This window comes from Psychrobacter sp. AOP5-GZ1-6 (assembly GCF_052376345.1).
In the GTDB taxonomy this organism is placed as follows: domain Bacteria; phylum Pseudomonadota; class Gammaproteobacteria; order Pseudomonadales; family Moraxellaceae; genus Psychrobacter.
In genome coordinates this window covers 30,341-56,228 of the sequence record NZ_JBQSVP010000001.1, presented here as the reverse complement: position 1 = coordinate 56,228, position 25,888 = coordinate 30,341, and the positions used below count along the sequence as shown (strand labels likewise).

Below are 25,888 nucleotides of genomic sequence, written 5' to 3'. Positions count from 1 at the left end.
AATTATAAATAAAGAGTTTCAGTCACTCAATATAATCAAAGGTTAACTGTCGTACCTTGCCGATAATTGCTCAATAGCATGATCCAGCACATCCAAACGCGCTTGACGCTTTTCGTTAGTAGCGATGACACACCAAGGTGCATTTTTACTATCAGTGCGTGCCAGCATATCCGCTGCAGCCTGTACATAGTCCGACCATTTATCACGATTACGCCAGTCATCGTCGGTCAGCTTAAACTGCTTATGCGGTGTTTCTTGGCGCCCCTCAAAACGTTTCAACTGCTCTTTTTTATCAATCGCCAGCCAGTACTTGATGACGATCGCTCCTGAATCGGTCAAGTCTGCCTCAAAGCGATTGATTTCATCATAAGCGCGTTGCCACTCATCACTGGTCGCAAACCCTTCGACACGCTCAACCAACACCCGCCCATACCAAGTGCGATCAAAGATAGCGATACGACTGATTCGGTCGGTCTGCTCATCAGGAAGCTTTGTCCAAAAACGCCATAAATAAGGATGCTGCAATTCGTACAGCATCGGTGCACTAATGTTATAAATTTGATATTCACGTGGGTCAAGCGGCGCTACCAACCTTTTGATTGCCCCGCCCTTGCCAGCAGCGTCCATACCCTCAAAAGCAAATACAACGTGACGACCTTTGCGGGCGCGCAATAACTCAGCGAGACAAGCTTGCTTCTCTGCCAACAACTTACGATAGTCAGACTTATCTATATCCTCTTCTTTTATATTCGTCAACTGCTTAGGTATTTTTACAGATTCAAATACTTGTTCTTCAGCTGTTTTATCTACATTGACGGCACTACTTACTAATGCTGTCTGCATTGCATGCAGCACTTCATGACAAAAATGATCTGCCGCTTGTGATTTATCATCACCGTCAATGATGATCCAGTCGTCTTGCTGGCGCAATAACATCGCTGCTACTTCGTTAAACTTTTCGATAACTTTTTGGCTGTTCCAGTCAATTTGATACAAAAAATGTGGATCCGCCTTTTTGTCATGAAGCCGCGATTGTAATGTTTCGATATCAACATGAAACCAGCACTTTAGCAGCCTTGTTTGATTAGCAATAAGATCTTGTTCAAACACTTGTAGCTTAGCCAGTTGCTGTTCTAAATATGCTTGCCATGTCGCAATAGGAAATACGCTATGATTTACTGACTCAGTATCGTCTTTGTCATCTGACATTGCCAGACGCATGGCGTTGTAGAGTAAGTCAGCGTACCAATTGCCAAAATAAACCATAACATCACCATGACGTGGCATGGATTTGGTATACGCTTGCCACATTGGTTGATGGGTTAATGGACAAGAGCCAATGGTCGCCTCAACCTTTAACAGTCTAGGATCGACCCATTGCCGCAGTTGCTTAACCGCAGTTCCTTTACCTGCCTGCTCCATACCATTGACTAACACCAACAGTCCTGTAGGTTTATTGGTGGTTTTCGGTGTTCGTTGCCGTGTTGCACGCAGAGCATACTGGGCTGTAACTAATGCTAATCTCAGCCCATCTTCATCCATAGAGAACTGGCTGAGTGGGTTGGGCGTTAAACGCTGCTCGACCATTTCATTACTAAATTGTGCGTTGACTGGCTCTGGGGCTACTGAATTAGACTTACTCTTTTTTTTACTCATAATTAAAATCATCCTCTGATTGAAAATACGTCATTTTAATCATAGCATTCAACCAATCCAGTCAATGACGCCGCTATGTAACAGTTTGACATTTGTATTCTAGTTTATTTTCTTTTAAGGTGAACACAATCTACGAAGCTATCTTAGAACAGTCTCCATACTTTGTCTTAGCATCTTAAAAACCAGCATTACTTATAAAGCAGTTACACGCAGACTATTACACTATTTTTTTCAACAATTTGATAAAATTATTTACTTTTTATAGGATTTATTAACATGGCCGCTTTAGCCGACCTGCAACAACATTTAACCCGTTTTTGGGCACTACCACACCATCAAGACAAAGCTTTAGACATCAAACTGAAAGACGTACAATCATGGCAACAACAGCGTCTTAAAAAAACGCACAGCGACCTATTTGAACAACCAAAAAATCAACTGATGGCAGATTACTTTTTGACGCAGTTGTATGGCGGTGATGAATTCAAGATACTGGCGGAACAATTAGAACGAATTCTTCCTAAAGCCCAAAAGCTTGAGCGCCTAGCCAAAGAGTCGGCTTTGGAAGCTGGTAGTATGGGTATCCATGCAGCAATTTTAGCGATTGAGCTAGACTTGCATTTGGCTCAGTGGTTGCTTAGTGAAAACTTGCCAGTCAATGAGGATAACATGCTTGCCGCCTATCGCGCTGTCGATGAAGCTGAAGAGCGCCGAGTACAAATCAGCAACCTAAAAGAAGTCTGTTATCGCACTGACAAGCACCTAAACTCATTTATGCTAAAAAAAGCGTTTGCGCTGGCTAAAGGCACAGCATATCGCTATAAATTCCAACCACTTTACGACTTTATTGATACAGGGTTCAAAGCCATGAAGCCTCTCAAAAGTGTGAGTGATTTTATCGAGCCATTTTGTAAGCGTGAACTGATAATTATTGATCAAGTTCATGATATGGATAATGGCAGTAAGCCAATGACGTTTGGTGTATCATAGCCATTATAGTACGCTTAACTTATCACTATTTTATAGCTTTTCAAAAAATAATCATAAAAATGAATAACAGGACACCACCATGAACGATACTGCAAGTAATAACTCTCACCTCGACAAAAAACCCGCCACCAACGCTCATTTACAAGATAAGTTGGTAAAAGACAGTATCACTCACAATCAAAATATAACGGCTCAAGTTCAAGCACGACAAACCACTGTAAAAGACAGCAACCATACTGCAAGTACGAATGACTTCACGCAAGTCCAAGACTTACCAACTGGAACACCACAAGGTCAACAAACCACCATGCCAAACAACAATACGATTAATAGCGTAGATAACGAAAACACACAAACCACCAAGCAGACCCTTTTTAATCAACGTGATGATATCAACAATCCGCACACGCCTGATACTGATGGTAATGAACAAACTCACTTTGGTTATAAGACAGTCAATAAAGCGGAAAAACAAGCACGTGTGGCTGATGTGTTTACCTCTGTCGCCAAAAAATATGACATTATGAATGATTTAATGTCATTTGGTATTCACCGTCTATGGAAGCGTTATGCCATTAGCTTATCGGGCGTGCGCTCAGGTCAGCACGTATTAGATATCGCAGGCGGTACAGGTGACTTGGCCAAAGTATTTAGCCGTGAAGTCGGCCGAAACGGTCACGTGGTATTGTCAGACATCAATGCTGCCATGCTAGAAGTAGGCCGCGAACGCTTAATTAATGCTGGCTGCAACAACGTTGATTTTGTATTAGCAAATGCTGAGACACTCGCTCCATTTGATGACAACAGCTTTGACTTGATTACTATCAGCTTTGGTCTACGTAATGTCACGGATAAAGATGCGGCGCTCAAATCCATGTATCGCGTACTTAAGCCAGGTGGTCGCCTATTGATTTTAGAATTCTCAAAACCCGTATTTGAGCCATTATCTAAAGCCTATGATCTATATTCATTTACCGCTTTACCTATTATGGGCAAGCTGATCGCCAATGATTCTGAAAGCTATCAATACTTGGCTGAATCGATTCGTATGCACCCTGATCAGCAGACACTCAAGCAAATGATGCAAGAAGCGGGCTTTGAAAATTGCGACTATAACAACTTGACTGCTGGTATCGTCGCCGTACATCGTGGCTTTAAAGCGTAACGACAACACCTTGGTGATAAGGGGCAACCTAGCCATATCTAACAGTCGTGATAAATGAGCTACTGATCCAAATTAACGATGCGCCTTATTAAAGGCGCTCAATCAAATATGCGAGAGACATATGCTAACGGTCTTACTTTTGGCTGGTGCCGAAAAACTGATTAACCTTGCCATTGCAAGCGATGAGATCACCAAATCAGGTCTAGCACCGCTCGCTGGAAAAGTGCTACGGCTAAATATAGGTATGCCCGAAATTCATCTAGATGTGCTATTTACTGATGAGCATCTACGTTTTGAGCCAGTGACCACCGAAAGCTTGTTTGAGCCAAGTGGTCAAATAAATGAGCGTGAAGCGGCCAATATGGAAAACGCACGTATGGGTCACAGCCATCCAGACTGTACCCTTACCGTGGATAATCCTGCTCAATTGCTCAATCTGATGCGTGGTGCTGAAGGTAATATGCCTATCGCTGGTGACTATAAAGTGTTGATGCAGCTTAAACAGCTGGTTGCAGGATTTGATCCCGACGTTGCCGGTCAGCTTGAGCCGCTCATTGGTAAGCCGATGGCCAGTCAGTTACATCTGCTCATTTCGCAGTTAAAAGCCAGCTTGCGACATAATGCCAAACGCGCCTTTGATGATGTCAGTGACTGGGCCAATGATGTAGCAGGTAATGCTGCACCTGATCCAGTTGCCACGGCAGAGCTAAATGATCTCAAGCAGCAGTTGCTAAAGCTGCGCGCAGATGTCGAACGTGAGGAAGCCAAATTGGCCGCTATCAAAGAAGAACAGGCGCGCTTTCTTGACAACTCGTTTCATCAATAGCCTATTCAGTAGATAAAAAACATTATTATTGACTGTATTATTCATACATCAACAAAACCTATAGATCAGCAAAGTGTTTACCCTATTTCTAAATTTTTCTAGAGTACTTATACCTCATGCTACTATCTCATCGCGCCCGTTTATTTGAGCTTTGGCGTATCGCCGCAACGTATCGCATTGATACGCATCTCGCTATCGAAGAAGCGCCGCAACTACAACCGTTAGCACGTTTAATTCGCATGCACCCAGCCGCTTGGGGTAAGAAACATCAACCAAATGCCATCAAATATGCCATAGAAGACATGGGTACGCTGTTTTTGAAACTGGGGCAACTGCTCTCAACCCGTCGTGATTTAGTGCCACCTGAGATTATCGAGCAATTGGTCCAGCTACAAGATAAAGTCAAGCCTTTTGACGCAGATGTTGCTATTGCACAAATCCAAGATAGCAAACACGGTCTGGGTAAATCTATTGAAAATTTATTTGCCCGTTTTGATGTAAAGCCACTAGCAGCAGCATCTATCGCCCAAGTACATACCGCCGCCATGCATGATGGCCGTGAAGTGGTCGTAAAAGTGGTACGCCCAGATATTCGCACGACTATTGTGACTGACTTTGAATTGCTCCTCGAACTGGCCAATTGGGCATCGGCTCGTATTGAAGCCGCACGAGCGGTACATATCATCGATATCGTCGAAGACTATCGTCAAGTCATGCTCAACGAGCTAGATTTAACCCTTGAGGCCGACAACACCATCCAAATGCGCAATAACTTTCTGGGTTCTGCCTTGATGTATGTGCCAGAAGTTTATGATGCTGCCAAGAACGTGATGGTGATGGAGCGTATTCAAGGCATACCCATTTCACAAATCGAAGTGTTTGATAAATTGGGCTATGACCGAGCTGCATTAGCCAAAAAAGGGCTAACCATATTTTTCACTCAAGTCTTTCGTGATAATTTCTTTCATGCTGACATGCATCCGGGCAATGTGTTTGTAGAAACACCCTCACTCACTACAATGAATGCTGATGCGCCAGCAGTTGATTTAGGTCATGAACCTCGCTATATCGGGCTTGATTGCGCCATCATGGGCACTTTATCAAAAGAAGATCAGCTCATCGTCGCGCGGATGCTGCTAGCTGTTATGAATGATAACTTTACCGCCATGGTTGATATCGTGAGCCGAGCTGGCTGGATTCCACCAAGCGCTGATAAGCATGCGCTCATGCGTGATATGAAGCGTACTGTCGGACCCATGTTAAACAAACCTATCAATGATATCGACTTTGCTGGCGTATTGATGCAGATTTTGGATATCGCCCGTCGCCATCATATGAGTATTCCACCGCAGTTGATGCTATTGCTCAAAACGCTGGTACACGTAGAAGGGTTGGGTCGTGATTTATACCCTGATCTTGATATTTGGTCACTTGCCAAACCTATTTTGAGCAATTGGATCAAAGAGCAGCTCGATCCGATACGTAATTTGCAGCAGTTACGCCAGCAACTGCCTGAGATACTACTATCTACCACGGATATTCCTAAGTTACTGGATCAAGGGTTACAAAGCCTTGCTTCACAAGGATCGCGTCAGGACAGTCAACTACGTGAAATACAGCAAATTCGCGCTGATATGTTGAATGATCGCCGCCGCGACTGGATGGCACTGGCAGGGTTTGGACTAAGTATTGCTGTTGCCACGCAAGTCGTTGGCTGGCTAGCACCTTTATTTTATATCATGGCGATACTGGCAATCATTTGGCGTGTTTTGGCCTAAAATCACCGTTGAAATTGCTGAGAGGTTAAGCTTGCTAAGAGTGACAGCGTTTATTGCGTTTAACCTGTGCTAGGTCTAACTGTGAACGCTTCAGGAACGGTCTTATAGAAATAGAAACTAAAAACCCCTAGCGTCCACGATATGGATCATTAGGGGTTTTGCTTGCAGAAAACCCTTATAACATCTGATCTATAGCCATTTGGGTCAATACCCGACCACGAGCGGTACGCAGCACATAACCTTGTTGAATTAAGTACGGCTCAATCACATCCTCAAGCGTCCCTCGGTCCTCAGCCATTGCCGCTGCTACCGCTTCGACTCCGGCAGGACCACCATCAAAGCGCTCATGCAATATTTCAATATAACGCCTGTCTAAATGATCCAGACCTCGTCTATCCACTGCTAGCATATCTAACGCGCTACCCGCTATCTGACCGTTAATACTGCCATCGCCCTTAACCTCAGCATAATCACGCACACGCCGTAATAAACGATTGGCAATCCTTGGCGTACCACGCGCGCGGCGAGCGATCTCCACTGCACCATCTTCACTCATCGGTACACGCATCAAGCGTGCAGCACGGCTAACAATCGTCGTCAAATCAACAATATTATAAAACTCAAGCCGCTGTACAATACCAAAACGATCTCGTAGTGGCGATGTCAATAACCCCGCTCTGGTCGTCGCGGCTACTAGTGTAAACGGTGGTAAATCCAGCTTGATAGAACGAGCAGCAGGGCCTTCACCAATCATAATATCGAGCTGAAAATCTTCCATCGCGGGATACAGTATCTCTTCGATGACTGAGCTCAGCCGATGAATCTCATCAATGAACAGTACATCTCCTTCTTCTAGATTGGTCAACATAGCGGCCAAATCTCCTGGACGCTCAAGCACAGGTCCCGAAGTCGAACGCAGATTACCACCCATTTCACGTGCAATAATATTGGCAAGGGTTGTTTTACCCAAACCCGGAGGACCAAAAATAAGCGTATGATCTAACGCTTCATTTCGACCGCGTGCAGCACCAATAAAAACCTCCATCTGCTCACGGACCACTGGCTGACCAATATACTCAGCCAATAATGCTGGTCGAATATTAGAATCAGGGGAATCCCCTGCCCCTTCTAACGGATTAATCAAACGATCATGCGTCATAAGTTTTTCATTATATTGAGAAGTTAGTTAATAAATAGCATAACCAAAGGCCATCTATAAGTCATGCAAAACATCAAAAGTTATCTGCTAAAACGAAAATAAGCGACAATTAATGTCGCTTATTTATTCGATATGTGTTGATATAACCATGAATAGCAATAACGACTAAAATTATTTAAACGTTGATAGCTGCTGCAATGTCGCTTTTAATAATCCTTGCGTGTCTGTAAATGTGTCACCATTACTCTTAGCGGCTTTGATCGCTTGCTGAGCTTCTTTTTCTTTATAGCCCAAACTTATCAATGCCCCCTCGACTTCAGCAATGATATTACCTTCGTTAGACATAGCGGCAGGCTCAATCGCAAACTCTAAATTACTGTTATCAACTTCGATATTTTTTAGTTTGTCTTTTAGCTCAATCAATAAACGTTGCGCTGTTTTTTTACCGATACCTGGTATGCGAGTCAATGCGGTTTCTGACTCTTGCTCGACATGCATTTTGAGCTCAGCGGCTGACATCGCAGATAACATTGCCAATGCCATTTTTGCCCCAACCCCATTGATCTTAATCAATTGGCGAAAGACATCACGTTCTTTTCGATCGATAAACCCATAGAGTAACTGTGCATCTTCACGCACATGAAAATGCGTCCAAATACTCGCCTGCTCATTAAGATGTAATTGACAAAAGGAAGGCAGCGGCAACTCAATATCATAGCCAACACCAGAAGCAGTCATGATACAGGCAGTTGGTGCCATCAAATACTGCACCTGTCCAGTAATAAGTCCAATCATATCTACCACCTCTTATCCTATCACAACCAATGAAGGCAAAGATTCTACTCTATGGCCATCTAACCACGATTTTAACGCCTAATAAACTATTTATAAAAATCGACCATAGCCTCAAGGCTTAACGGACGAATCTTATGTGCCTGACCAGCCGAACCGAAGGCTTCAAAACGGTTGGTACAGACATCTGACATCGCAACCATAGAGGCTTTGAAGTATTTACGTGGATCAAACTCGCTAGGATTTTCTGCAAGAAACTGACGGATAGCGCCCGTCGATGCCAAACGTAAATCTGTATCAATATTCACTTTACGTACACCATGCTTAATCGCTTCAACGATTTGCTCAACAGGTACACCATAAGTCTCACCAATATTACCGCCATTTTCATTGATGACTTTTAGCCATTCTTGCGGTACTGATGACGAGCCATGCATAACCAAATGCGTGTTCGGAATACGGGCATGAATCTCTTTAACACGTTCAATAGACAGGATGTCACCTGTAGGTGGACGCGTAAATTTATAAGCGCCATGACTAGTACCAATGGCAATAGCAAGAGCATCGACGTTGGTATCTTTAACAAACTGCTCAGCTTCGTCAGCACTGGTCAATAGCTGCTCATGGTCTAGCACACCTTCTGCACCAGAACCATCTTCTTCACCTGCCATGCCAGTCTCAAGACTACCCAAGCAACCAATTTCACCTTCTACAGACACGCCGCAAGCATGTGACATTTTCACAACTTCGCGAGTAACGTTGGCATTATAGTCGTAATCCATTGGCGTTTTGCCATCTTCACCAAGCGAGCCATCCATCATCACTGACGAAAAGCCAAGCTGTATTGAGCGTTGGCAGATAGCCGCTGACATACCATGATCTTGGTGCATAACTACTGGAATATGCGGCCATTCTTCGATTGCAGCAATAATTAGATGACGCAAAAACGCAGACCCTGCATATTTACGTGCGCCAGCACTGGCTTGTACAATCACAGGTGAGTCACAAGCATCTGCAGCCATCATGATTGCACGCATCTGCTCTAGATTATTGACGTTAAAGGCAGGAACACCATAGCTGTGTTCAGCGGCATGGTCTAAAAGTTGACGTAAAGAAATTAAGGCCATAAAGCGCTCTCTAATTAAAGGTTGAATAGTGTTTTTGAAAATAACTCTTAAAATGACAGCTTTTGAAATAGGGCTTTAGAATAAACAGCAAAGAACCTTGCTTAATAACAGTGACAGCACTGTCAATCTGCAAAACAGTTAATCATTTCAAGGGTAATTAATACGCGGTGATTATAGCAAAATTTGCGATGTCTTCGTAGCAGTTGCATCACTATTTATCGAACTATCTTTTTATAAAACCAATGTTGTAACTTAACCAACAAAATCTAAGTTCATACTCATTTAAAAAACAGTCATTAAATGAGGGAAATAATGCAGATAATACCAGGATATCAATCAGCGACTTGAGACCATTTGGCAGTGTTTTAGCTATTCTCAACCCATTTAACGTTTAGAATGTATTGAAGACAAGTCAGAGGCAATGCAAAAAGCCTTGGCAATCACCAAGGCTTTTCTAGTATTTTGAGAGCTTATAATAAACAAATATGTCCATAACTGATTTAATGGATTACCTATCAATCAGTAGAAGATCAACAAACCAGTCATTACATTGCTTAGTACTGTTGTTCTGCATCAACAGCAACATCTTCTGCACCGTCAGCAACAGCGTCAGCACCGTCAGCAACAGCAGTAGCAGCGCCTTCAACAACAGTACTAGCACCTTCAACAACAGTACTAGCACCTTCAGTGATAGCATTGCCAGTGTCTTCTAGTGCTTCTGTTGCAGCAGCACCAGCAGTTTCAGCGCCTTCGGCAACTTCAGTACCAGCATCTTGAGCAGCAGTTTCAGCTTCAGCAGCAGTTGCTTCAGTTTCTGCAGCGATATCATCAGCAGCAGACTCAGTAGCCGCTTCAGCGTTTTCTTCTGTTTGTTGACTACATGCAGTAACTGCAAAAGTACCAGCAAGTACGCTAGCAAGTAACAAATGACGTTTTAACATAATAAACCTCTCATAAATAAAACATGTCAATATACATGGTTGCGCTATTTTATAGAGTGCAAATAAGACATGCAATAACAATTTTCAGTATATATACAAATAATAGCTACTTAATAATCAGTAGTTATGCCTGTTTTCTATCCAAAATCAACAAACAAAAATCATAGCTGACATATTAGCTTGCATAGCTTACTTTTAATACTTGTTTTAAATTGTACCAATAATGTTTCAAAAATGTTAATTAATGTTAATAAATTAAGCGCTAATTTGTAGCGCAGCAACTGCAGGAAGAACCTTGCCTTCTACAAACTCCAGGAATGCACCACCTCCTGTTGACATATAGCTAACACCATCAGCAACTTGATATTTATCAATTGCTGCTAAAGTATCACCGCCACCAGCAATAGAGAAGCCCTGGCTATTTTTGACAGCATCTGCCAATATTTGAGTACCTTGACCAAAAGCATCTACTTCAAACACACCTACTGGACCATTCCATAAAATAGTCTTTGCATTGAGAATGGCCTCAGCCAATTGTTTTGCGCTTTCTGGCGCGATGTCTAAGATCATGTCATCTTCGCCAATCGCATCAACAGACTTAACAGTGGCAGTCGCTTTTTGCAATGAACCTGTAAAATCGTCAAAATCAATGTCATTTTTATCAGCAACAATGACATAATCAGGCAATAAAATTTCCGTTTTATTCATAATATCACGGGCAGTATCCACCAAGTCTGCTTCATATAGTGAAGCACCAACACTATGACCTTGCGCTGCTAAAAAAGTATTGGCAATACCGCCACCAACGATAATCTGTGTACATATTTCAGCCAAGCTATGTAAGACTTCTAATTTTGTTGATACTTTCGAGCCACCAACAATTGCAAGCATTGGCTGTGCTGGTGTTTCAAGTGCTAAGCTCAAAGCATCAAGCTCAGCAGCCAATAGAGGACCTGCACAGACTGTTTTTCCTGCTTGACGCATGGCTTGAGTGACACCTTCTGTTGATGCTTGCGCACGATGTGCCGTACCAAAAGCATCCATCACAAATACATCGCATAAGTCGGCATACTTTTTTGCCAAAGAAGCATCGTTTTTCTTTTCACCTTCATTAAAACGCATATTCTCTAATAGTACGACTTCACCAGCTTTGATAGGTGCTCCTTCAGTCAAATACTCACGATTGAGACTCACTGACACCGCTAGCTTATCGCTCAAATAATCAGCAACAGGTGCTAATGAATATATTGCTTCTAGATTACCTTCAGTCGGGCGTCCCAAATGTGAACAAACGATAACGGCAGCGCCTTTTTCTAATGCCATCTGAATAGTAGGCAAACTTGCTTGCAAGCGAGCATCACTCGTAACTTTATTGTTTTTAATAGGTACGTTTAGATCTTCTCGAATTAATACCACTTTATCCGTTAAGTTCAACTCACTCATACGCAAAAAATTCATGAACTGCTCCTATGCATCAATCTGTTGGTTAATTTAAGCTTACTGTTATTGCTAAATGTTGCTATAAAAAGAATTACTCACCATCATTTCCTGGATGTGTATCCTCAATCATTTTATTTATTTCTAATTTTTGACTGGATAAAAGATATCTTTGTAGTTATATGACAAAGATTTTCTATATTCCGCACCGTGTTTTGGCTCATTTATAGTAGTAATGTGATTTAACGAACCAAAGTCGATGGCGATGTATTCTACCAGTTTATATCAACAGCTCATAACCAACATATTAATTAAAAACTTAACATGAGAATGTAGTGGAATAAGAAACCTTAACATTCTGTGGTGGTTTCTGAAAAACCTGTCCTTTACCATAAGACAATTCGCATTACTACAATCAATAAAAAAAGGCTTACGGATATAGGCCAGCATGACTACAATCATTAGGAAAATATAATTATTAGGAGAATACAATGAGTATTAATCTAAACACTGCCAAACAAAATCTGTTGAAACTTAAAGACGAATATGAAATTAGAATTGGCAAAATAGAAGATCATATTCAAAACCCACAAGATGATCTCAATGAGCATTGGGACGACCAAGCGATTTCTTATCGTCAAAACGGTATGCGCAAAAACCTTATGGACGAAGCGCGCCAAAACTTAAGCTATGTCGAAAATGCTCTCAATCGCATCGAAAACAACACTTATGGTGAATGTGAGGTGTGTGACAAGCAAATCGAAGAAAAACGCTTAGAAGCACTACCCTACGCTACATTATGTATGGAGCATGCTGAATAACTATTTACTGCTATTTCTGACGAATAAATTATAAAGCAGGTGGTCCCCACTCAGAAAACGCCTGCTGCCACTCACGACAGCGATTTGCTATTTCTGGGATGGGTAAATCCATAATATCGCCTACTACCGCGACATACTTAATCGGTAATCCTGCTAAATTCGAGACATTTTCAGCCGTTAGACCACCTATCACACACATGTCGATGCCTTGCTGACAACCTGAAACAAGCTGCTCATGCGATACAATATCGGCATTTGGTTTGGTCATAGACGTAAAGACTGCGCCCATCGCAGCATAACTCGCGCCATCTTTTTTTGCCTCTGCCACTAATTCCGACTCACAGTGACACGTACGGCCAATGATTTGATTTGATGATAGATATTTTTTGGCATCGCTAATACTGCCATCTTTTTGACCCAAATGTACACCAACGCCAAGCTTTGCTGCCAAACCAATATCATCGTTAATAACAACGGGTACGTTATACGTACTGGCCAAATCGACTATTTGCGTCGCCTCTTTATACAACTCTGAGGCACCATCAGGTAGAGAAAGTGTTCTCTTACGGCGGATTTGTAGTAGCGCAATTAATCCTGTTGCCAGTGCTGCTTCTAACTTTTGATAGAGAATCTCAAACTCGTCATCGTTGGTCAGCAAATACAACTGAGGCTGTAAAATATTTGATAACTGAATCATATAATACGTCCGTAATTTCCACACAATAAAAAAGCTGTTATATCATATAACAGCCTCTTTATAAGTACCAAAACAATAAGCTTACACCGTACGGCGTGTCGCTAAACTGTTGAGGATGTTTTTGGCATCACCCCAACGTGTGGCTGAACTGTTCGCGCCTAAGATAACAATAATCGCTGGACGGTTGTTTACGCGAGTTTCCATCACGACACAACGACCTGCTTCATTAATGAATCCTGTTTTTGAGATACCAATTGGGTAACTACCATCACGCACCAAACTACTAGTGTTGTTGGCTTTATAGGTACGGTTACCACTTGAATAGTTTGAGACAAAGAAATCGTAGCTCTTAGTGGTGGAGAAACGACGAATGACATCGTAATTACCAGCGGCACGTACCATTTTTACGAGATCTTTTGATGAAGCGACATTGCGCTTATCAAGACCCGTTGGATCGCCAAAGAAAGCGGTAGTCATACCCAAATCTTGAGCTTTACGATTCATAGCACGAATAAAGGCGCTATAGCCACCTGGATAATTACGCGCTAGACTTTTCGCTGCTGGATTTTCTGATTTCATCAATGCCATTAATAGCATTTCAGCACGATTCAAACGATCACCAGCTTTCAGGCGAGAGCTAGCACGCTTTGGACCAACAAAATCTTCTGCATCAAGCGTAATTTCTTCACGCATGTCAAGGCCTGCATCTAATACAACCATCGCGGTCATAATTTTTGTGATGCTGGCCATCGGGCGCGCAGCATCAGCATTTTTTTCATAAATAGATTCACCAGTTTCAGCATCGATTACCGCGACACTGCGCGAATCAGTACTGATTGGCAGCATGTCGCTACTGCCAAACTTACCACTGTAAGTGGTATTGTAACTGTTGTTATTACTAGCGAAAGTGGCACCAGAACCATTATCAGTTTTTGTGATAGTGGAGCTGTTGGATTTGTACATGATATTACGCGCTTCAGACAGGCTATCAGCACCGCCCCAACTCATGCGAGCACTAGAACCAGTATCAGTGCTACCATTAATCGTAAGTGCCGCTTGTGATGCACTGCCCAAACTCAATGAAATCATAGCAGCGATTAGTTGCTGTTTGGTTAATGGTAGTTGTCTCATTATGCCCCCTGCTGTCGTTATCACGTCAGTTATACACTGTCTGGCGCCAAGAACGTACGTAGCCTTTATAGATGTGTTTGTAAGTACTCGTATAGAGTTTTTGTATTTTTAGTGTATCATGGTTTGCATTTAAGTTTAATGCATCAAACTGATTTAACGGTTTATTTTTACCGAATTCAAATTTCTCTACAACCAACTTATATTGTAGAAACATTGATTTACGTTTTAGAAACATGCATTCATTTTGAATGTGGCTATCATCCATATTCAATATAGGGTATGTTCAACACGCTATATATTAGATAATAATATTTTAAATACCACAACCTTTAGATGACTCAGATGTCTGGAATCTACTTGTCATTTAGCATCAGTCAAAACCTTCATTCTCACGAATAATAAAGAGTATCGTTATGATTAAAGTATTGGTAGTTGATGATCATGATTTGGTAAGAATGGGTATCAGTCGTATGCTATCAGATAGTGTCGATATCGAAGTGGTCGGCGAAGCAGACAGCGGTGATATGGCTATTAAACTGGCCAAAAAACTGCGCCCTGATGTGGTGTTGCTGGATGTTAATATGCCTAATATCGGTGGGCTCGAAGCAACTAAGCGGTTGATTCAACTGGATATGGGTATCAAGATATTAGCCGTCAGTAGTATGTCAGCACAGCCCTACCCATCGATGCTCATAAAAGCGGGCGTCAATGGTTATATTACCAAAGGCACGCCACTTGATGAAATGATACGAGCTATCAAAAAGATTTATCAAGGTGGTCGTTATTTTAGCCAAGATGTCGCGGAACAATTGGCTGATGTTTTATTATCAGATAATGCCAACTCACCCTTTGACTTATTAAGTGATCGTGAAAAGCAGGTAGCCATGATGGTGGTTAACTGCCAAAGCCCTCAACAAATAGCTGATCAACTATTTGTCAGTGTCAAAACCATCAATACTTATCGCTATCGCATTTATGAAAAAGTCGGCGTTGACAGTGATGTTAAATTGACGCATCTGGCCATTCGTCACGGCTTGATTCAGCCGTAAACTACTTAGATCGTGTCCTCAGTCTGAACATAAAAATCTAAACAGGCTGAAAATGAGGACACGCCCTAGTCACTCTTTCTCAACCACGGTCTATTTATGAAGCCTGCTATTACTCATTATTTACATCACGATGATACCCTTCCACAAACACAGCTACGAAAGCTAGGGCTCATCTATAGCAGTTATCGCTTTGTCCTTAGTACATTTTTTATGTTGATGGGATATGTCACAGCTCAGGCTAATGATAATGTCTCTCTGCCAAGCTTTTTGCAACAAACTGCCCTTAGCTTTTATATTCTACTGAGTCTAATCTTACTTGGACTGTTTTATGTAGTACATAAAAAAATGCAACGCCAACTCGCTTTTGGTTTGGTATTAGATGTTGTGATATTGAGTTTATTACTTTATACAGCTGGCGCTCCTGACTTACAGCTCACCATGCTATATATGGTAGTGGTTGCAGCGAGCTTTATGCTGCTCAATGCCTCACAAGCATTCATTGTTACCCTACTTGCAATTATTTTTGTTATTTATCAGCAGTTTTTTTATGCCATTGCCAATAGTATAAATTTGGCAAACTTAGGTAATGCTCTACTCATGTCTGTCAGCTTTTTGGCCGTTGGCTTTTTAAGTTGGTCTATTTCGCAGCGCCTGATGCAACTTGAAAAAGTAGCAGCGGGACAAGCAAAAGAAGTAGAACGATTGAATGTCATCAATCAAGAAGTAATCGCACAGATGGCGAATGGTGTCATCGTCATTGATAAGCAGCGTGTTGTCCTAGCTAACCTTGCGGCCCATCAATTACTGAGTCTTTCATACAATTTGTCAGTATCAGTACCATTACCTAACCCGTCCAGTGAAGCTAGCCACGCACGCAACAACAATCATACTGAGCTCTTAACCAATTTTGAGCAACAACTCAGTAAGCAGCATGCACAGTTATTAAAAGCCTGCTTGTCAGTAGTAGAAGGCCAATCATGCACTTTTACTTATGATTTACCAGCAGTAGCAAATGCCTCTATATTCGGTAAATTACGTGTGCAAATCGTTCCCTTAAAAGATGATAGCAAACTCATCATGCTAGAAGATTTACGCCGTGAGCAAGCCAGTGCTCAACAATTAAAACTGGCTTCTTTAGGGCAATTAACGGCCAGTATCGCCCATGAAATAAGAAACCCGTTAGCAGCTATTTCTCAAGCCAGTCAGCTATTAATGGAAGACGTAACAGAAACTGAGGAAAAAAACGCAGCAGATGATGATATCGATAATAATTACGAGCTTTATAAAATGATATTTTCACAAACCAAACGGGTAAATCGCATTATCGAAGATGTCTTAAAGCTGTCTCGCCAGCAAGCAGCAAATCAGCAGTCAATCGTACTGGCTGAATGGATGCCAACATTTTTGGAAAACTACTTTTCAAAACATGATGTTTTTTTACGAGTAAACGCACAGCCCACGATATCATTTGATACTCACCAATTGGAACAAGTCTTAATCAATTTAATAAACAATGGCTTACGCTACAGTAGCTATGCCCACTCTCATGCTTATGTGGAAATTGAAATTTATTGTGCCGACAACGATGTTATAATCGATGTTTTAGACAATGGTGATGGTGTGAGCTCTGAAAGTCTCGAGCACTTATTCAATCCTTTTTTCACCACAGATCAAAAAGGTACTGGCTTAGGGTTGTACTTATCACAAGCATTTTGTGAAGCCAACCAGACTCGCTTACTTTATATTCCTGAACATAAAAAAACCTGTTTTCGCTTAATAGCACCTTCTGTGGGCTCTAGTCCGAACATAATGAATGCGAGATAAAAATGCTCTATAAGTAAGGGTTGTCTAATGCATGTTTAATACTCGTTAAGGTTCGAGCATTACCATCACTTTACGCCTTGTCTGGAGCTGTTTTGATGATCAGCAGTGACTATTTTTAAATGTTAAATATATTGTAAATATCAAACATGTCCTAATTAGAAAATGCTATCTTTTTAAATTTTGTAGATATAAATACGATGAGATGATGTATGACAACAACCGCGCTAGTCGTTGATGACGAAGTAGATCTATGCAGATTAATGCAAATTACTTTGACTAAAATGGGGATAAAAAGTGATGTGGCTTACACTCTGTCACAAGCAAAATCCTACTGGCAAGATAATGATTATGATTTTTGCCTAACCGATTTAAATCTGCCTGACGGCTCAGGACTAGATTTGGTAAAAGAAATCAATGGTAGCTCTAGCACTCCTGTCGCTGTAATTACTGCGCATGGTAGTATGGACTTGGCTATCGAGGCGTTAAAGTTAGGTGCTTTTGATTTCGTCAATAAACCACTAGAGCTACCACGTTTACGACAGTTAGTAGAGAATGCTTTAAAGGTTATTCATCAAGACAGTGCATCGACCAGCACACCTGAATCTTCACCTGAGCAAAAAATGTTGAACAGTAGGCTTATCGGTAACTCTGCTGTGATGCACCCTCTTAAGAACACCATTTTAAAATTAGCACGCTCACAAGCACCTGTATTTTTATCAGGTGCTTCTGGCACAGGAAAAGAAGTAGTTGCGAGACTAATTCACGACCTAAGCCCTCGTAGGGATGGTAGCTTTGTGCCAGTTAACTGCGGTGCCATCCCTTCAGAGCTAGTAGAGTCAGAGTTTTTTGGTCACAAAAAAGGCAGCTTCACAGGCGCTGTTACTGACAAGCAAGGGCTGTTTCAACAAGCAAATGGCGGTACATTATTTTTAGACGAAGTCGCAGACCTGCCTTTAGCAATGCAAGTAAAACTACTGCGTGCCATTCAAGAAAAGACAGTGCGAGCTATTGGTGATACTAAAGAAATACCTGTTGATATCCGTATTCTATCCGCCACACATAAAAACTTAAACCGCCTAGTACAAGACGGAGCCTTTCGACAAGATTTATATTATCGCATCAATGTGATCGAGCTAAAACTACCCACGCTTAACGCTCGCCGTGATGACATTCCTGTTTTGGCTGAGCACTTCTTGGCAATGATTGCCAATGAATGGCAGTTAGAGACCGTACCTTCCTTAACTGTAGATGCCTGCGCGCGCTTACAACATCATAACTTCGCTGGCAATGTTCGCGAGCTACGTAATATTCTTGAACGTGCAGTCACGCTAGCAGAAAATTCAACCATTGATACCATTCACTTGGGCCTCGCTGATATCGACACTCATCAAGACATTACAAATATCCAAAGTCCTGAGAATACGAACAATACATACTTACCAGAACCAGAGAAAACTCATAAAACAGCTGATCAAACGCTAGAAAGTAGCGAAACACGTCTCCATTCAACACAAACCACTCAGGTTCAGCAAACAACAACCAATTTGCACCCATATCGTACTAATATTCAACACTTCCCTAATATGATACAACCATCAACTAACAATCATATAGAGGCATTGAATGAAGCCAGTCAGGATTGCAATAACGACACCACCATTTATCAAGCGACGCAAAATAGGGATGGTCAGCAAGTCAGAATAAACGAACTACCAGACGGACAGCTACCCTCTGAAGGGCTAGAGAACTACCTACAAGAGCAAGAAAAGCAGTTAATTATCACCGCACTTAAACAAACTGGTTGGAATAAAACTCAGGCAGCTGAACTTCTAGGCACAACTTTCCGCTCTTTACGCTATCGCATGAAAAAATTGGAAATAGCCGAGGATCAATCCGAATCATAACGTCTCAAACGTTATGATTCATGGTTGGCAATGTTGACAACGGCATTCTGTCAACAGCCAAAACTTAATTACTTGTTTTGTCTATCGTTTTATCGACCTGAGTAGGCTTACGAACAAAACGAATGCCCGAAGCCAATGCTCTGGTTTTTAAAAGAGTTAGTGCTTGCTGCTCCCAAGTACCCTCATTACCTGAAAAGGCCACATCGGGCTTTACACCGATACCATCTATTCTTTTACCTGATGCTGTCATATATTTCGCAACGGTGAGCTTGACAGCTTGTTCATCATTTAGTGGAATCACTGACTGTACCGAGCCTTTACCATAACTCACTTCACCAACGATAGTAGCACGCTTTTGCGCCTGTAAACTGCTGGCCAACACCTCAGCTGCTGATGCTGAATAGCGATTTTGCAACACCACTAATGGCAATGGTTCAAGTAATGCTGCACCTTGAGTCGAGAGCGTACGTGAATCACTTTGACGCGCTTTTACTTGTACCACATCCGTATCAGTCATAAACAAACTAGCAACGCTAACCGCTGATGTTAATACACCACCTGGATTATCACGCATGTCTAACAAGATACCCTGTATGGGTGCGTCTAAATCAATTAAGCTTTCTAACAGTTTTTCACGGCTGTTGTTTTGAAAAGCAGGTAATTTGACGATAGCAATACCGTTGACCAGCCTTGCTTCAATCACTTGAGGGTGACTATTATTACGCTGCAACGTAGTCGTATGCTTACGACGCCCAGCAGTTGACGTCACAATATCTACTTGCGTACCAGCAATCCCTGTTAAGAGCTGCTGGACATCATTGCTTTCTTTGTTTGCATTAAGTTTAAACTCATCTACTTGATGCAAGTAGTCACCAACAGCAATGCCTTTTTTATCAGCAGGTGAATTATCACTAACCTCTGTGATTACCCAATGGCCAGATGCGGATTGATAAGTGACTTTAATACCAACATCACCGACATCACCTTCTGTAAAAGCACGCAGGTTCTCATAGGCTTCAGCATCCAAAAACTCAGCGTGACTATCAAGCTTGGTTAGCATTCCGCTCATTGCATTACTAAAAAGCTCTTCATCATTCACCGTATCCACATATTCACGGCGCACTAAATCTACTACAGCGACAAACGTCTTAAGCGTCTCTGGAGAAATGGCATTTAATGATACTTGTGCAACTTCAGGTGGAATACTGGTATCGATATCATCCGTATCATCAGTTAGCGCTGTTTCATCTGGAATACTATCTATTGAGTCATCAGGCTCATCTGCAGCATCGAGCATATCAGCAATATCTGATAAATTATCAATATCATTTTCGGTGGCTATTTCATCATCATTTAGACTAATAAGCTGCAAACCTGCCGTAGGACTATGAGTCGTATCAGTTGTCTCTAGTGTTGCTGCCTGTGCGTACATACTAACCGTACTTAATCCAAGCAAACCAATTATCAATACAGGCTTACAGACAGTAGGTGCGCTTGATAAGCGTATCATTGGCTTGCCCAATCGTTTAAACACAGACGAGCGTATAAAGTAGAAAGGAGGCATAAGAGAACTCAATTAAATAATAGAATGTACAAAATCATTGTTAATGATGTATTCATCAATATGTGTCTCACAACATAACACCAAGCATGGGCTTAAGACTAGACTAGTATTGCACGTAATTTAGGGAAAATGTATCGAAAAAAAAGGAAAGATAGCTGGTATCTCTCCTTTTTTATCACTATAAACAATACTAATATACTGTCAAAATATAAAGACTAAAATCACTCAGCAATAAATCATGACACAGGAAGCAATAAGCTTTTACCTGTCATTTCAATTGGTATTTCGAGATCCATCAGTGCCAAAATAGTAGGAGCAACATCGCTCAGCTTACCACCACTACGCACTTGCAGCTTCTTATCACCCACATAAATCAAAGGTACTAATTCAGTAGTATGCTGCGTATGTACTTGCCCACTTTCATAATCCTGCATCTGTTCACAGTTACCATGATCAGCTGTGATAAGCATGTCACCACCAGCTGCTCGCACTGCTGCCGCCACACGACCCACACAGACATCTAGCGACTCAACAGCTTGGACAGCAGCATCAAATATACCTGTATGCCCAACCATATCACCATTGGCATAATTCACTACGAGTGTATCGTATTGACCAGACTCAATCGCCTCTACCAATTTATCTGTTACTTCAGGTGCGCTCATTTCAGGTTGTAAGTCATAAGTAGCCACATCTGGAGAAGGTACTAAAATACGAGTCTCGCCTTGATACTCGTCTTCACGACCACCACTAAAGAAAAACGTCACGTGAGCATATTTTTCGGTTTCTGCGATACGTAGCTGTGTTTTACCTTGATCTTGCAAATACTCGCCAAGTGTATTCGTCAAGGATGTTGGGTGATAAGCGATACTGGTTTTTGAATTATCAGCCAACACATCTGAATACTTGGTCAGCATCACAAACGCTGCAAGTTTCGGTTGTTTATTACGAGCAAATCCAGGAAACTCATGATCTGGCAGTACAAATGCTTGGGCAAGTTCACGAGCACGATCAGCACGGAAATTCATAAAAATAAGCGCATCATTGTCGTCGACAGTATATGGTACTTCATCACGTCCAATCACAGTAGTCGGACTAACAAACTCATCCGTCTCACGTGCTTTATAAGCAGCTTGTACTGCACCATCTGCACGAGTAGCTAAACGATCAGCCTTACCTTCAGTGATAAGCTCATAGGCTTTTTGGACTCTATCCCAGCGATTATCACGATCCATTGCATAGTAGCGACCAATAATACTCGCTATCTGTACTCGACCACCTTCATAATGCTCATTGAGTTTATTAATATGCGTGCGTAGACGGTTTATATACTTATCGGCAGACTTCGGCGGTGTATCACGACCATCTAAAAAACAATGGACGAAGACATTTTCGGCGCCATGTACCAATGCTGAGTGACACATTGCTTCGATATGGTCCTGATGAGAATGCACCCCACCATCTGATAACAGCCCCATGATGTGTACATTACCACCAAGCTCATTTGCAGCTTTAACAGCATTTACCAACGCTTCGTTTTTATAAAACTCACGATTAGACAGCTCGCTTGAAATACGAGTGGAATCTTGATAAAGAACACGGCCAGCGCCCAAGTTCATATGCCCAACCTCTGAATTACCAAATTGACCATCTGGTAAACCAACATCTTCTCCTGAAGCTGATATTAGCCCATGCGGATACTGCTGATAAATCTTATCTAAATTTGGCATATCAGCAGCCGCAATCGCATTATCTTTATCTTCTTCACGATTTCCAAAACCATCTAGTATCATTAAGACATGCGGTATTTTTTTATTATTGAGTTGAGCTTGACTATTATTAAGAGATTCTGATTGATGGTTATTATGGGTCATGAATTACCGCTCCTCAAGTGAATGAACGCCTATAATGCTGTATTAGGATGTTTAAAGCCTTCTATCTTAACACACATCTTAAAATAGCTGAAAAACAGCCCTTGCAAGCCCATAATTAGTGGCTAGCAGCACTGATTGCTTACTCAGAATAAGCTTAAAAATCAGCATCAATAATACCTAACATCAAACCTACAGTAGCAATCTGTAAATCGCACTTGCAATCACCCAAACCATTGGTTAAGATAATTATATTCTGAAGTGTTGGCTAGTAGATGTTTATTCCCTGAGCCGATAATGCTTTACCAGGATGTGGTACCTATTGTCTCAATGCGTATGCCTGCACCGCTTGCGGTGTATCAGGAAACCTACAGAGGCAATGACGCATCCGCCCTGAACTTCACGGTTCATGGGTCACCATCTTGCGGCGGCACTTCGGTTGTTATATTCGGTTTTAACCTTTTGAAGTATAACGAATGAGCTTATAATTAATTGGTTATAACCAACAAAAAGCCCCTTTTGTCATCAACAAAAGGGGCTTTTTTATACCTATCTGTTAATGATTATTCATCATTGGCAGATTTAGTGATTTTTTTCACGTCTTTAGGAATGTTTTTGGCAGTACCATCTACAGTTGTGTGTTGTTTAAAAACATCACCAAACGGGTTTTGTTGTTGCTGACCAAACGGGTTCTGTCCGTTCATACCACCTGCTCCACCAAATGGGTTTTGACCACCCATACCGCCGAACGGGTTTTGTCCACCGCCCATTTGCCCACCCATCTGCTTGGCCATCATTTCCATCATTTTTTGCTGATTGTTCATGACGTAATTATTGGCAAAGTCTTTAAGCTTCTTTTGCACTGGTGGTAATATAACTAGTAACGCGAGAAAATCACTGAGCACACCAGGAATTAGGAGTAAAATACCCGCTGCTGCCATCGCCACGCTTTTAATCATGGTCGATTCTTGCGGACGCATTGATGGGTTCATCATGCCACCAGCTTTCATCTGCTGTGCCATTGGATTGAGTGCTGCCATTCCTTTACGGATGAGTGAAATACCAATGACTGCAGCAACGATAAACCACATGAACACCCACCAGCCGCTCATAAATTGAGCAAGCAAATACCATAGTAGCATCTCGATAATAAACCAAACGATGGCAATACCAACTATCTGACCCATAAAGTGTCGTCCTTTAAAATAAAAATCAATAAATTGAGTGCCATGCAAATTAAGATGGCTAACATATGATGTATATGGGGATTGATTGCTATACTATCAAACTATAGGCTCATTTTTAAGTCATATAGTCGGTACAATATAATTTGGATACAAGCAAGTTGAGTAAAAGCACTGCGAGTAGTAGTGCTGGACAAATCGTATTCTATATCCAATTTATATAAGATTGAACCCAAAACAAAATGTAAAAAAACGGAGTACTATGGCCATTATTATCGGAATTGATCCAGGCTCGCGCATGACGGGTTATGGTATCGTTCATCAAACCGGCGACAAATTGATATATATCGATGCGGGCACTATCCGTACAGATACCAAAGAGATGCCTGAGCGACTTAAGCGTATTTTTAATGGCTTAACACGAATTACCCAACATCATTTGAAATATACTGACGAGCCTATTTACACCGCTATTGAGCAGGTGTTTATGGCTGAAAATCCAGACTCTGCACTTAAGCTTGGACAAGCACGAGGTGCAGCGATTGCTGCTATGGTAGCATTGGACTTGGAAGTCTCAGAGTATACCGCACGTCAGATTAAACAAGCCGTTTGTGGTTATGGTGCAGCAGCAAAAGAACAAGTACAGGAAATGGTTTGCCGGATATTATCTTTAGACGTGATACCGCAACAAGATGCAGCTGATGGACTTGCCTGCGCTATTTGTCATGCACATTCAAGCCATTCGATGAATAAATTGCTACTGAACAGCGCTATGCGTGGACGCGGTGCTTCCAAGAAAAAAGGCCGCTGGCGTTTGACCGAAGAAGATTTAGGTAATCTACGTTAAATATAGACAACCATAAAAAAACACGCGTCTATATGGCGCGTGTTTTGATTTGAACGGCAAACTTAGTAAAGGTTAAAACTAATACGTTTGACCGAAACATTCATATGATCTAGACTTAAAACTATTCCGCTACCGAGCTTTGAATAACTGCGTCCAAGACATAAGCGTATTCTTCACCTGATGCACTGCCTTTTGTTCCATCACTGTTACTTAGTCGATAACGCTGTAGACGTAATACTTCATCATGCTTGCTATCATGCTGGTAGCCATCGATCTCACCAGTAAATACACTCCATTCGCCTTCACTGACCTTAATACCCTGATTATTATAAGTAATCGGTTTAACTCGTAAGCACGTCGGTGCGTCACTGTCTGCGCACGGTACCATATCAGCACTTACCGCCCAAAATACTGCCTCACCTTTGCTATTATACTTAGCTTGTGGTGTGAGTTTGCCTTCCCAAACCAAAGTAGCCGAGTCGTTAGTTACTTGCGTCAGTATTGGTGTATCATCTTTAAAAACATCACTACCTGTCGCAAAAACAAGTTGACTATTGCCTTGCATCAGCTGACTTAAGCTGTTTTCGGCCTTATCAAGATCGCCACAAGACATCTTGGTACTCATGCTGTCTTCAATAGTTAAGGCAGAACCTTGCAGCTGATACACAGCACTCATAGTGTTACAGCCGACACTATAGTTTAAGGTGTTTTGACCTTGGTGTTGATTGAATGACAAACGTACTTGGTTAGTGATTTGCATCAATGTATCTAATGGTTGATCGCTACTATCGGCTGCAGATATGAGCGTCCAACGATAACGTGAAAGATTGTGAATCATGGCTTCTTCAGCACTCATCTCTTTCACCGTTGCTTGATCTTCTCCAACCATAACGTTAGATATGATGTCACCATCCATATTATCTGTATTTCTCGTGACTGCGTTAGCATTATCTACTGCCATATTTTCACTGGGTGTAGACGAGCCTTGACAGGCACTTAGTGCCACATTGGCTGCCAACAAGCTGGACACACAGATCAAACTAACAGGTCGTTTTTTAACAGACGATGTCATAACAGTCATACCTTGTAGCTATTCGTATGCATCATAATTATCCTTTTCTTACA

The 25,888-nt window shown here is 41.7% G+C and carries 21 protein-coding genes and 1 other RNA gene; 10 read left to right on the top strand and 12 right to left on the bottom strand.

Features of this window, described 5'->3' with window-relative positions; genetic code table 11:
• Positions 1-42: 42 nt before the first annotated feature.
• Positions 43-1,656, bottom strand: a complete 1,614-nt coding sequence (locus ACT3RN_RS00255; RefSeq protein WP_442439968.1) for an ATPase — start codon at positions 1,654-1,656, stop codon at positions 43-45.
• Positions 1,657-1,932: 276 nt separating this feature from the next.
• Between ACT3RN_RS00255 and ACT3RN_RS00250 the strand changes: the two genes are divergently transcribed.
• The 4 genes from ACT3RN_RS00250 to ACT3RN_RS00235 all read left to right on the top strand — a co-directional run bounded on the left by ACT3RN_RS00250 (position 1,933) and on the right by ACT3RN_RS00235 (position 6,415).
• Positions 1,933-2,646, top strand: coding sequence for an FFLEELY motif protein (locus tag ACT3RN_RS00250; RefSeq protein WP_442439969.1), 714 nt, complete (start codon positions 1,933-1,935; stop codon positions 2,644-2,646).
• A gap of 79 nt (positions 2,647-2,725) precedes the next feature.
• A complete protein-coding gene (gene ubiE / locus ACT3RN_RS00245; protein ID WP_442439970.1) occupies positions 2,726-3,811 on the top strand; it encodes a bifunctional demethylmenaquinone methyltransferase/2-methoxy-6-polyprenyl-1,4-benzoquinol methylase UbiE in 1,086 nt (361 codons plus the stop codon).
• Positions 3,812-3,932: 121 nt separating this feature from the next.
• Positions 3,933-4,637 (top strand): ubiquinone biosynthesis accessory factor UbiJ, encoded by a 705-nt coding sequence (locus ACT3RN_RS00240; protein WP_192520647.1) that lies wholly within the window; start codon positions 3,933-3,935, stop codon positions 4,635-4,637.
• A gap of 116 nt (positions 4,638-4,753) precedes the next feature.
• On the top strand, positions 4,754-6,415 hold the full coding sequence (locus tag ACT3RN_RS00235; RefSeq protein WP_442439971.1) for an ABC1 kinase family protein: 1,662 nt from the start codon (positions 4,754-4,756) through the stop codon (positions 6,413-6,415).
• Positions 6,416-6,590: 175 nt separating this feature from the next.
• Here the strand turns inward: ACT3RN_RS00235 and ruvB are convergent, their stop codons facing one another.
• The 5 genes from ruvB to ACT3RN_RS00210 form a co-directional block, all read right to left on the bottom strand.
• On the bottom strand, positions 6,591-7,574 hold the full coding sequence (ruvB, locus tag ACT3RN_RS00230) for a Holliday junction branch migration DNA helicase RuvB (protein ID WP_192518313.1): 984 nt from the start codon (positions 7,572-7,574) through the stop codon (positions 6,591-6,593).
• A gap of 171 nt (positions 7,575-7,745) precedes the next feature.
• A complete protein-coding gene (gene ruvA, locus ACT3RN_RS00225) occupies positions 7,746-8,369 on the bottom strand; it encodes a Holliday junction branch migration protein RuvA (RefSeq protein WP_442439972.1) in 624 nt (207 codons plus the stop codon).
• Positions 8,370-8,455: 86 nt separating this feature from the next.
• Positions 8,456-9,493: a class II fructose-bisphosphate aldolase gene (gene fba / locus ACT3RN_RS00220; protein WP_192518311.1), complete on the bottom strand. Its 1,038-nt coding sequence runs from the start codon at positions 9,491-9,493 to the stop codon at positions 8,456-8,458.
• Between the two features lie 554 nt (positions 9,494-10,047).
• Positions 10,048-10,434 (bottom strand): hypothetical protein, encoded by a 387-nt coding sequence (locus tag ACT3RN_RS00215; protein WP_442439973.1) that lies wholly within the window; start codon positions 10,432-10,434, stop codon positions 10,048-10,050.
• 255 nt (positions 10,435-10,689) lie between these two features.
• The gene (locus ACT3RN_RS00210) at positions 10,690-11,892 is read right to left on the bottom strand and encodes a phosphoglycerate kinase (RefSeq protein WP_442439974.1); all 1,203 of its coding nucleotides are present in this window, start codon (positions 11,890-11,892) and stop codon (positions 10,690-10,692) included.
• 470 nt (positions 11,893-12,362) lie between these two features.
• On the opposite strand from ACT3RN_RS00210, the gene ACT3RN_RS00205 reads away from it, so the two are divergent.
• Positions 12,363-12,692 carry a TraR/DksA family transcriptional regulator gene (locus ACT3RN_RS00205; protein WP_192518308.1) on the top strand — a complete coding sequence of 110 codons (330 nt, stop codon included), beginning with the start codon at positions 12,363-12,365 and terminating at the stop codon, positions 12,690-12,692.
• Between the two features lie 28 nt (positions 12,693-12,720).
• Here ACT3RN_RS00205 and ACT3RN_RS00200 read toward each other — a convergent pair whose 3' ends face one another.
• Complete coding sequence (locus tag ACT3RN_RS00200) at positions 12,721-13,389, bottom strand: thiamine phosphate synthase (RefSeq protein WP_442439975.1); 669 nt, start codon at positions 13,387-13,389, stop codon at positions 12,721-12,723.
• Positions 13,390-13,470: 81 nt separating this feature from the next.
• Positions 13,471-14,520 (bottom strand): serine hydrolase, encoded by a 1,050-nt coding sequence (locus ACT3RN_RS00195; protein WP_192518306.1) that lies wholly within the window; start codon positions 14,518-14,520, stop codon positions 13,471-13,473.
• 413 nt (positions 14,521-14,933) lie between these two features.
• Between ACT3RN_RS00195 and ACT3RN_RS00190 the strand changes: the two genes are divergently transcribed.
• From ACT3RN_RS00190 to ACT3RN_RS00180, 3 genes are all read left to right on the top strand, one after another.
• Positions 14,934-15,569 carry a response regulator gene (locus tag ACT3RN_RS00190; protein WP_192518305.1) on the top strand — a complete coding sequence of 212 codons (636 nt, stop codon included), beginning with the start codon at positions 14,934-14,936 and terminating at the stop codon, positions 15,567-15,569.
• Between the two features lie 96 nt (positions 15,570-15,665).
• Positions 15,666-17,393 (top strand): sensor histidine kinase, encoded by a 1,728-nt coding sequence (locus ACT3RN_RS00185; protein WP_192518304.1) that lies wholly within the window; start codon positions 15,666-15,668, stop codon positions 17,391-17,393.
• A 209-nt stretch (positions 17,394-17,602) separates the two neighbouring features.
• A complete protein-coding gene (locus ACT3RN_RS00180) occupies positions 17,603-19,297 on the top strand; it encodes a sigma-54-dependent transcriptional regulator (RefSeq protein WP_192991710.1) in 1,695 nt (564 codons plus the stop codon).
• Positions 19,298-19,361: 64 nt separating this feature from the next.
• On the opposite strand, the gene ACT3RN_RS00175 is transcribed toward ACT3RN_RS00180, so the two are convergent.
• Positions 19,362-20,861, bottom strand: a complete 1,500-nt coding sequence (locus ACT3RN_RS00175; protein ID WP_192518302.1) for a S41 family peptidase — start codon at positions 20,859-20,861, stop codon at positions 19,362-19,364.
• 236 nt (positions 20,862-21,097) lie between these two features.
• Complete coding sequence (gene gpmI / locus ACT3RN_RS00170; protein WP_192518301.1) at positions 21,098-22,735, bottom strand: 2,3-bisphosphoglycerate-independent phosphoglycerate mutase; 1,638 nt, start codon at positions 22,733-22,735, stop codon at positions 21,098-21,100.
• Between the two features lie 247 nt (positions 22,736-22,982).
• Between gpmI and ssrS the strand changes: the two genes are divergently transcribed.
• Positions 22,983-23,178: non-coding RNA, 6S RNA (gene ssrS, locus ACT3RN_RS00165), on the top strand.
• Positions 23,179-23,295: 117 nt separating this feature from the next.
• On the opposite strand, the gene ACT3RN_RS00160 is transcribed toward ssrS, so the two are convergent.
• Positions 23,296-23,919: an FxsA family protein gene (locus ACT3RN_RS00160; RefSeq protein ID WP_192518300.1), complete on the bottom strand. Its 624-nt coding sequence runs from the start codon at positions 23,917-23,919 to the stop codon at positions 23,296-23,298.
• Positions 23,920-24,178: 259 nt separating this feature from the next.
• Here ACT3RN_RS00160 and ruvC point away from each other — a divergent pair, with 259 nt between their 5' ends.
• Positions 24,179-24,763, top strand: coding sequence for a crossover junction endodeoxyribonuclease RuvC (ruvC, locus tag ACT3RN_RS00155; RefSeq protein ID WP_192518299.1), 585 nt, complete (start codon positions 24,179-24,181; stop codon positions 24,761-24,763).
• Positions 24,764-24,884: 121 nt separating this feature from the next.
• On the opposite strand, the gene ACT3RN_RS00150 is transcribed toward ruvC, so the two are convergent.
• On the bottom strand, positions 24,885-25,835 hold the full coding sequence (locus ACT3RN_RS00150; protein WP_192518298.1) for an META domain-containing protein: 951 nt from the start codon (positions 25,833-25,835) through the stop codon (positions 24,885-24,887).
• Between the last annotated feature and the right edge of the window lie 53 nt (positions 25,836-25,888).

Excerpts from the sequence above, each read along its gene's own strand:
- ACT3RN_RS00150 (WP_192518298.1), bottom strand. The coding sequence starts at position 25,835 with ATGACATCGTCTGTTAAAAAACGACCTGTTAGTTTGATCTGTGTGTCC.
- ACT3RN_RS00255 (WP_442439968.1), bottom strand. The coding sequence starts at position 1,656 with ATGAGTAAAAAAAAGAGTAAGTCTAATTCAGTAGCCCCAGAGCCAGTC.
- ACT3RN_RS00250 (WP_442439969.1), top strand. The coding sequence starts at position 1,933 with ATGGCCGCTTTAGCCGACCTGCAACAACATTTAACCCGTTTTTGGGCA.
- ruvC (WP_192518299.1), top strand. The coding sequence starts at position 24,179 with ATGGCCATTATTATCGGAATTGATCCAGGCTCGCGCATGACGGGTTAT.
- ACT3RN_RS00235 (WP_442439971.1), top strand. The coding sequence starts at position 4,754 with ATGCTACTATCTCATCGCGCCCGTTTATTTGAGCTTTGGCGTATCGCC.
- ACT3RN_RS00240 (WP_192520647.1), top strand. The coding sequence starts at position 3,933 with ATGCTAACGGTCTTACTTTTGGCTGGTGCCGAAAAACTGATTAACCTT.
- ACT3RN_RS00205 (WP_192518308.1), top strand. The coding sequence starts at position 12,363 with ATGAGTATTAATCTAAACACTGCCAAACAAAATCTGTTGAAACTTAAA.
- ACT3RN_RS00175 (WP_192518302.1), bottom strand. The coding sequence starts at position 20,861 with ATGCCTCCTTTCTACTTTATACGCTCGTCTGTGTTTAAACGATTGGGC.
- ACT3RN_RS00195 (WP_192518306.1), bottom strand. The coding sequence starts at position 14,520 with ATGAGACAACTACCATTAACCAAACAGCAACTAATCGCTGCTATGATT.
- fba (WP_192518311.1), bottom strand. The coding sequence starts at position 9,493 with ATGGCCTTAATTTCTTTACGTCAACTTTTAGACCATGCCGCTGAACAC.
- ACT3RN_RS00200 (WP_442439975.1), bottom strand. The coding sequence starts at position 13,389 with ATGATTCAGTTATCAAATATTTTACAGCCTCAGTTGTATTTGCTGACC.
- ruvB (WP_192518313.1), bottom strand. The coding sequence starts at position 7,574 with ATGACGCATGATCGTTTGATTAATCCGTTAGAAGGGGCAGGGGATTCC.
- ACT3RN_RS00185 (WP_192518304.1), top strand. The coding sequence starts at position 15,666 with ATGAAGCCTGCTATTACTCATTATTTACATCACGATGATACCCTTCCA.
- ACT3RN_RS00210 (WP_442439974.1), bottom strand. The coding sequence starts at position 11,892 with ATGAATTTTTTGCGTATGAGTGAGTTGAACTTAACGGATAAAGTGGTA.
- ACT3RN_RS00160 (WP_192518300.1), bottom strand. The coding sequence starts at position 23,919 with ATGGGTCAGATAGTTGGTATTGCCATCGTTTGGTTTATTATCGAGATG.
- gpmI (WP_192518301.1), bottom strand. The coding sequence starts at position 22,735 with ATGACCCATAATAACCATCAATCAGAATCTCTTAATAATAGTCAAGCT.
- ACT3RN_RS00190 (WP_192518305.1), top strand. The coding sequence starts at position 14,934 with ATGATTAAAGTATTGGTAGTTGATGATCATGATTTGGTAAGAATGGGT.
- ruvA (WP_442439972.1), bottom strand. The coding sequence starts at position 8,369 with ATGATTGGACTTATTACTGGACAGGTGCAGTATTTGATGGCACCAACT.
- ACT3RN_RS00180 (WP_192991710.1), top strand. The coding sequence starts at position 17,603 with ATGACAACAACCGCGCTAGTCGTTGATGACGAAGTAGATCTATGCAGA.
- ACT3RN_RS00215 (WP_442439973.1), bottom strand. The coding sequence starts at position 10,434 with ATGTTAAAACGTCATTTGTTACTTGCTAGCGTACTTGCTGGTACTTTT.
- ubiE (WP_442439970.1), top strand. The coding sequence starts at position 2,726 with ATGAACGATACTGCAAGTAATAACTCTCACCTCGACAAAAAACCCGCC.